Origin of the sequence: Thiomonas sp. (genome assembly GCF_034007205.1) — a bacterium.
Classification (GTDB): domain Bacteria; phylum Pseudomonadota; class Gammaproteobacteria; order Burkholderiales; family Burkholderiaceae_C; genus Thiomonas.
Genome location: NZ_JAVERI010000042.1, coordinates 1 through 3769 on the forward strand (window position 1 = coordinate 1; position 3769 = coordinate 3769).

Genomic DNA, 3769 nt, shown 5'->3' on the forward strand with positions numbered 1-3769 from the left:
TAAACCCATCGCTTGCGCGCACCCCCGGCGCGTCCACGATCAGCCTGAAACGCCGTCCACGATCAGAATGAAACAGGCGTCCACGATCGCTGAAATGCGCAGTCCGGGTCTGTACCAGAGTGGTGACTTCTCGCAGGCGCGGTTTCACGATCCGCGCGGCATGACGCGCGACGCGCAGGGCAATATCTTCGTCGCCGACTACGTCAACAGCGTGGTGCGCAAGCTGGGCACGGACGGCCGGGTCAGCATCGTCGCCGGGCAGGTGGAGCAGCGCGACGCGCGCAACGGCCCGGCGCTGCAGGCGCATTTCTACTCGCCCGAATGCGTGGCCGTGGCCGCCGATGGCACGCTGTTTGTCAGCGATTCCGGCAGCAATACGGTGCGCCGCATCAGCCGCGATGGCAGGGTGAGCACGCTCGCGGGCAAGCTGGAGGTCGAAGGATTTGCCGACGGACCGGGCCAGCAGGCGCGATTCAATCACCCCGTCGGACTGGGTGTGAACGCACAGGGCGTGGTGTATGTCGCCGATGCCTACAACAGCACGGTGCGCCGCATCGGCGCCGACGGCGTGGTGAGCACGCTGGCCGGTTCGCCCGGTGCCACCGGCTGGCGCGATGGGCATGGCGCGCAGGCCCGGTTCAACACCCCGGTCGGGCTGACGCTGGATGCTCAAGACCAGATTTATGTGAGCGAATACTTCAACAACGTCATTCGCAAAATCACGCCTGACGGCACAGTGACCACCTTCGCAGGCCAGCCCGGCAAAGGCGGATTCGCCGACGGCAAGGCCGACGAAGCGCTGTTTTTGCATCCGCAAATGCTGTCGTTCGCGCCTGATGGCAGCCTGATCGTCGCCGATACCGGCAATAACCGGGTGCGCCGTATATCACCTCAAGGCGAAGTCTCCACTCTGGCCGGAACCGGCGCGGGCGAAACAGTGACCCCGGGCGCCTTGCCCGCAGAACTGCACCTGCCCTATGGCGTGCTCGCTTTGGCCGACGGCTCGGTGCTGGTGACTGGTCTGAACGCCATTTTGCGCATTCAGCCGGCAAAACTGCTCAAAGCCTGATTTAGTCGTTAACCTGCTGTGGTTCGGCGACGTCGAACTGCGCCAGATCGACCCTTGGAGCGGGCTTCCACCCGCGCTTGCGGTGTTCGACCACCACATGGGTATAGATGCCGCCGCGTACATACCAGCGGGCGGTGACGCGCAGAAAGCGCGGCGATAGGGCTTTGACCAGATCGTCGAGGATGGTGTTGGTCACTTTTTCGTGAAACGCGCCTTCATTGCGGTAGCTCCACATATAAAGCTTCAGGCTCTTGAGTTCGACGCATTTTTTGTCGGGGACGATGTCGATGTCGAAACGCGCGAAATCCGGCTGGCCCGTGAGCGGACACAGGCAGGTGAATTCGGGCACTTGCAGGTGAATGTGGTAGTCGCGCTGCGGCGCGGGGTTCGGAAAGGTTTGCAGGGATTTGCTGGGTTTTGTCGTCATTTTCTGAGTTTTGAGTGAAATTCGAGCTTCAAACGGCGCCGTGCTGACGCTGGCGTGCCCGCTCCATCGCCGCCTGCAGCAGGGCGGCCTTGCGGTCGTCGGCGGGCCTGGGCGCTTCGGGCGGCAGGGATTGCGTGGACTCGGCTGCGACGGCCTGTGCCAGTTGGCGGGGATGGCGCTGCAGGTGGCGAGCATGGCGCTGGCGGGCTTCGTCGGCCTGAGCAGGGCTCCAGGCATCCCAGCCGGTGCGGGTTGCCAGTGCCGGATCAGCCAACGCTTCCATGTGGATGCAATCGACCGGGCAGGCTTGAATGCACAGCGTGCAGCCGGTGCACCAGGTTTCGATGACGGTGTGCATGCGCTTGGGGACGCCTGCGATCGCGTCCACCGGGCAGGCTTGAATGCACAGCGTGCAGCCGATGCATTGCGCCGGGTCGATCACGGCGCGTTCACGTGCGGCTTCGGCGCCGCAGGATGGGTCGAGCGCGGGCGCCGGGCGTTGCAGCAGATCAGCGAGTTTTTCAATGCCCTGCGCGCCGCCCGGAGGGCAGCGGTTGATGTCGGCCTGGCCTTCGGCAATGGCCTGCGCGTAGGCCGCACAGTCGGCATAGCCGCAGCGGGTGCACTGTGTTTGCGGCAGCAGGGCGTCGATTTGCGTGGCCAGCGCGCCGGGCACAACGGGCATGGGCAACACCTGCTCAGGCAGAGGCAGGGGTGCGCGTCGATTTTCGTGGCAGATCGCCCGCTGCGCCTTGTGGGTGCGCAGAGATGAAATCGCGCACCACGGGATAAACCTTTTCGCGCCAGCGCCTTCCCGAGAAAATGCCGTAATGCCCCGCGCCTTCGGCGACATAGTGCTGACGGCTGACCGAGGCGATGCCGGCGCACAGATCGTGCGCGGCCTCAGTCTGACCGGCGCCGGAAATGTCGTCGAGCTCGCCTTCGATGGTCAGCAGGGCGGTGCGATGGATGTCCTGCGGGCGCACCAGCTCGCCCGCAACCGTCCAGGTGCCGTTGACCAGTGAGAAATCCTGAAACACGGTCCGGATGGTGTCGAGGTAGTACTCGGCGTCCATGTCGAGCACAGCGTTGTACTCGTCGTAAAAGCGGCGGTGCGCCTGGGCATCGTCGTTGTCGCCGCGGATCAGGTCGAGAAAGTAGTCGTAGTGCGAGGAGAAGTGACGATCCGGGTTCATCGCGACGAAGCCGGTGTGCTGCAAAAAACCAGGATACACACGCCGCCCCGCGCCGGGGTAGTTGGCGGGCACGCGGTAAATCACATTGTTCTCGAACCACTCATAACTCTTGTTCATCGCCAGGTTGTTCACCGCAGTGGGTGATCTGCGCGCGTCGATGGGCCCGCCCATCATGATCATGCTGCGCGGGGCGACTTCGCCTGCGCTGGCCATCAGCGAAATGGCACCGAGCACCGGCACCGTGGGCTGGCAGACCGACATCACATGCACATCGGGGCCGATGGCGGCGATGAACTCGCGGATGTAGGTCACGTAATCGTCCAGATTGAAACAACCCTGTTCGGCGGGCACCATGCGGGCATCTTCCCAGTCGGTGATGAACACCTTGTGGTCCTGCAGCATGGTGCGCACGGTGTCGCGCAGCAGCGTGGCGTGGTGACCGGACAGCGGGGCGACGATGAGGACGGTCGGGTCGTCCTTGAGCTTGCCCAGCAGCGCGGCGTCGTCGGAAAACCGCTTGAAGCGCAGCAGCCGACAGAAGGGTTTTTGCATCACGACCTGCTGTTGCACCGCGACGGTCTTGCCCTCGATCTGAACTGCGTTGATGCCGAACTCGGGCTTTTCGTAGTCCTTGAGCAAGCGGTGCATCAGGTCATAGCCGGCCGAGACGCGCTGGGTCACGGTGTGCGGCACCGCAGGCCATACCGGGTTGGCGTAGAACTTGGCGGCCGCCTCGGCAAAGTCGGCCAACGGGCGCATCAGCGCGCGCTGGGTTTCATACAGGTCATACACCATGACGGACTCCGACTTGTTTTGTTGCGATGCACAAATTTTACCCGGCCTGGGCCATCAGCGCAGCAGGGGATTCGCTACCCCAGCCCCGGGGCAGAAAGTCAAACGACATGTGCTGCGAAACCAAGGCGGGTGCTACGAAGCTAGACCTGACCCCTATGATGCGAGAACGCTTCCCCAAGCTGGGTAGCCTGATGGACGACGCCGAGCACGACGTGCTGGCCTTCATGACCTTCCCCAAGGCGCACTGGCCGCAGATCTACTCCACGAACCCGCTTGAACGCC

4 protein-coding genes and 1 pseudogene are annotated in these 3769 nt (G+C 63.7%); 2 read left to right on the forward strand and 3 right to left on the reverse strand.

Going from position 1 to position 3769, the window contains the following annotated elements; genetic code table 11:
* Positions 1-94 precede the first annotated feature (94 nt).
* Positions 95-1069, forward strand: a complete 975-nt coding sequence (locus RBR52_RS15335) for a hypothetical protein (protein ID WP_320378144.1) — start codon at positions 95-97, stop codon at positions 1067-1069.
* A gap of 1 nt (position 1070) precedes the next feature.
* Here the strand turns inward: RBR52_RS15335 and queF are convergent, their stop codons facing one another.
* Genes queF through RBR52_RS15350 form a run of 3 tightly spaced genes read right to left on the reverse strand, consistent with a single transcriptional unit; the run spans position 1071 to position 3487 of the window.
* On the reverse strand, positions 1071-1496 hold the full coding sequence (queF, locus tag RBR52_RS15340; protein ID WP_320378145.1) for a preQ(1) synthase: 426 nt from the start codon (positions 1494-1496) through the stop codon (positions 1071-1073).
* A 28-nt stretch (positions 1497-1524) separates the two neighbouring features.
* On the reverse strand, positions 1525-2181 hold the full coding sequence (locus RBR52_RS15345) for an RnfABCDGE type electron transport complex subunit B (RefSeq protein WP_320378146.1): 657 nt from the start codon (positions 2179-2181) through the stop codon (positions 1525-1527).
* Positions 2182-2194: 13 nt separating this feature from the next.
* A complete protein-coding gene (locus RBR52_RS15350; RefSeq protein ID WP_320378147.1) occupies positions 2195-3487 on the reverse strand; it encodes a polyhydroxyalkanoate depolymerase in 1293 nt (430 codons plus the stop codon).
* Positions 3488-3645: 158 nt separating this feature from the next.
* On the opposite strand from RBR52_RS15350, the pseudogene RBR52_RS15355 reads away from it, so the two are divergent.
* Positions 3646-3769, forward strand: a pseudogene (locus RBR52_RS15355) (transposase); the annotation flags it as partial.